4 protein-coding genes are annotated in these 3,402 nt (G+C 71.9%); all 4 read left to right on the top strand.

Annotated elements, in window-relative coordinates; genetic code table 11:
* On the top strand, nucleotides 1-852 hold an 852-nt coding region (locus G3I71_RS44485; protein WP_164324532.1), incomplete at its 5' end, for an ATP-binding cassette domain-containing protein.
* The gene (locus tag G3I71_RS44480; protein WP_164324530.1) at nucleotides 849-1,691 is read left to right on the top strand and encodes an ABC transporter permease; all 843 of its coding nucleotides are present in this window, start codon (nucleotides 849-851) and stop codon (nucleotides 1,689-1,691) included. The genes G3I71_RS44485 and G3I71_RS44480, both read left to right, overlap by 4 nt.
* 27 nt (nucleotides 1,692-1,718) lie before the next feature.
* On the top strand, nucleotides 1,719-3,011 hold the full coding sequence (locus G3I71_RS44475; protein WP_164324529.1) for a sensor histidine kinase: 1,293 nt from the start codon (nucleotides 1,719-1,721) through the stop codon (nucleotides 3,009-3,011).
* Nucleotides 3,008-3,402 (top strand): response regulator transcription factor (locus G3I71_RS44470; RefSeq protein ID WP_164324527.1); only part of this gene is annotated, 395 nt, incomplete at its 3' end. The genes G3I71_RS44475 and G3I71_RS44470, both read left to right, overlap by 4 nt.

Here is a 3,402-nt window from a genome sequence, read left to right as displayed (position 1 = left end):
CTGGGGCCCAACGGCGCGGGCAAGTCCACGACGATGCGCATGATCGTCGGGTTGGACGCCCCGACGAGCGGTTCCGTCACCGTGAACGGGCGGCACTACGCCCGCCACCACGCACCGCTCCAGGAGGTCGGCGCCCTGCTGGAGGCGAAGTCGATCCACCCGGGCCGCTCGGCGTACAACCACCTCAGAGCCCTCGCGTTGACGCACGGTATTCCGGGCCGCCGGGTCGAGGAGGTCATCGACCTCGCCGGCCTGGGCAGCGTGGCGAGGAAGCGGGCCGGCGCCTTCTCCCTCGGGATGGGCCAGCGGCTGGGCATCGCGGCGGCTTTGCTGGGTGATCCGCAGACGGTGATGCTGGACGAGCCGGTCAACGGGCTGGACCCGGAGGGTGTGCTCTGGATCCGCAACCTGCTGAAGGGGCTCGCCGACGACGGACGGACGGTGTTCGTGTCCTCGCACCTGATGAGCGAGATGGCTCTGGTGGCGGACCACCTGATCGTCGTGGGGCGCGGCCGGCTGCTGGCCGACACGACCGTCGCGGATCTGATCCGCGAGGCGGGCGGCGACACGGTGAAGGTGGCGGCGCAGGACCCGGCGCGGCTGCGGGATGTGCTGGCGGGGCCGGGCGTCGAGGTCACCGGACTGATCGGCTCCGAGGAGCTGCAGGTGACCGGGCTGAGCGCCCGTGAGATCGGGCTGAAGGCCGCGGAGCACGGGATCGCGCTGTTCGAGCTGAGCGCGCGGACCGTGTCGCTGGAGGAGGCGTTCATGGACCTGACCAGGGATGCCGTGGAGTACCACGGCTCCACGACCGGTATCGAGACCCTTGAGGCCGTCGGGAGGCCCGCATGAGCACCCTCACCGCAACCGTCGGGGAACCCCGGACCACCACCCCCGCCCGGCCCGCCTACCGGGTGACCGGACGGCGTGTGCTGTCCTCGGAATGGGCCAAGCTGTGGTCCCTGCGCTCGACGTGGATCACCCTGGGCCTCGGCCTGCTGTTCCTGGTGGCCTTCGGCCTGATCTCCGCGAACCACTACAGGTCGGGGATCAACTCCGGCCACACGGACCCGGACTTCGCCACGTCCACGGCCGTCAGCCTGTCCCTCTTCGGTACGAACTTCGCCCAGCTGGCCCTGGGCGTGCTCGGCGTGCTGGTCACGGCGGGGGAGTACTCGACCGGCATGATCCGCTCCACGCTCGCGGCGGTGCCCCGACGGCTGCCCGTTCTGTGGTCCAAGGCGGCCGTGTTCGGGCTGGTCGCGCTGGGCGTGGGGACACTGGGCGGGTTCGTCGCCTTCCTGATCGGGAGCGGAATCGTCTCGGGCACGCCGGCGGCCATGGGCCTTTCGCACGCGGGTGTCCTGCGGAGTCTGCTCGGCGCAGGGCTGTATCTCGGCCTGGTCGGGGTGATCGGCACCGCCCTGGGCGCGCTGCTGCGGTCGGTGGCCGGCGGGATCTCGGTGCTGGTGGCCGCCCTGATGCTGATCCCGGGACTGATCTCCCTGCTGCCGAGCTCCTGGCGGGACGACATCAGCCCCTACCTGCCGTCCAACGCGGGGGAGTCGATGTTCGCGCTGACCCACGACTCCACGACCCTGTCGCCGGGCGCCGGACTGCTGGTCTTCGTCTGCTGGACGGCACTGGCGCTGGGCGGCGCGGCGTACCGGCTCGCGCGCTCCGACGTCTGACACCCGCACCATGGACAGGTGACGCCCGTGAGCACCGATGACCTCAGCGGAATGGGACCGCTCATCGCCCGTCTGTCCCGGGGCGGCCAGCGGCTGCGGCAGGCCGACCGGACACATCCGTGGGTGCTGGACACCGCGGTCGTCGTCCTGGTCTTCCTGATGTTCTGCCTGCCCGACCTGTTCCACGACGGTGTGGACGACAGCCACGGCGACGGCGACGGCCCGCGCCTGTTCCGGCTCGCCTTCACCCAGCTGCCCCTCGCGGGGACGCTGGCCTTCCAGGCCGGACTGGTACTGCCCCTGCTGTGGCGGCGCCACAAGCCGATGGCGGCCTTCGGCGTCATCGCCGCGGTGTTCGTCCTCCAGTGGTCCCTGGGCGCGGCGCTGCGCGCGGACGTCGCCCTCTTCGTCGCCCTGTACAGCCTGGCCCTGCACGGACGGCTGCGGCAGCTGCCGTGGGCTTGCGCGGCCACGGCGGGCGCCATGGCGCTGGTCGCGGTCCGCGTGTCCTCGGCCGTGTCCGTCTGGGACGCGCTGTTCTTCCTGCTGAGCACGGCGACCGCGGCCCTCGCGCTCGGCCTGATGGTACGGATCCGCCGGGCCCAGCTCGCCGGACTGCGGGAACGGGCAGCCCGGCTGGAGGTCGAGCGCGACCAGCGCAGCAGGCTGGCCACGGCCACCGAACGCACCCGGGTCGCCCGCGAGATGCACGACATCGTCGGCCACAACCTGTCCGTCATCATCACCCTCGCCGACGCCGGCTCCTACGCCACCGACATCGCACCCGAACGCGGCAAGGAGGCCCTGCAGCTCATCGGCGACACCGGCCGACAGGCACTCGGCGAACTGCGGCGCGTGCTCGGCGTACTGCGCGAGGCAGCGGGCGGCCCGACGAGCGGGCCCGAACTCAGCCCACAGCCCGGCATCGCGGACCTCGAAGCGTTGTGCGCCAACGTGCGCGCCGCCGGGCTGGAGGTCGTCTACCGGACCTCAGGCGAGGTGGACGCCCTGGATGGCGGGGTGCAGCTGACGGTGTACCGCATCGTCCAGGAAGCCCTCACCAACACCCTGAAGCACGCCGACACCGACACACAGGTGCGTCTGGCGATCGTCGAGAAGGACACCCGGCTGACCATCCGGGTCCAGGACACCGGCCCGGCCACACCGTCCGGACCACCGAACGAGGAAGGACACGGCCTGGTGGGCATGCGGGAGAGAGCGGCTCTGTACGGCGGCACCGTCCATGCGGGACCGGCGGCCGGCGGAGGATGGAGCGTCGAGGCCGTCCTCGACCTCACACCCCAGGGCGGCGCCCGGTGACCACCGTGCTCATCGTGGACGACCAGCCGCTGCAACGCTACGGCTTCCACCTGCTCCTGGACTCCGTCCCCGAGACCGACGTCGTCGGCGAGGCCGCCCACGGCGCCGAAGCCGTCCGCAAGACAGCCGAACTGCGCCCGGACGTCGTCCTGATGGACATCCGCATGCCCGGCATGGACGGCATCGAGGCCACCCGCCGCATCGTCGCCGCCGGCGAGCGTTCCCGCGTCCTCGTGCTCACCACCTTCGACCTCGACGAATACGTCCACGCCGCCCTCCGCGCCGGCGCCAGCGGCTTCCTCCTCAAGGACGCGCGCCCCGAGGAACTCCTCGCCGGCATCCGGGCCGTCGCGGTGGGCGACGCCGTCATCGCGCCCGCTCTCACCCGCCG

The sequence above is a fragment of the Streptomyces sp. SID12501 genome, from assembly GCF_010550245.1.
Taxonomy (GTDB): Bacteria; Actinomycetota; Actinomycetes; order Streptomycetales; family Streptomycetaceae; genus Streptomyces.
This window is presented reverse-complemented; position numbering and strand designations above follow the sequence as displayed.

Excerpts from the sequence above, each read along its gene's own strand:
- G3I71_RS44480 (WP_164324530.1), top strand. The coding sequence starts at position 849 with ATGAGCACCCTCACCGCAACCGTCGGGGAACCCCGGACCACCACCCCC.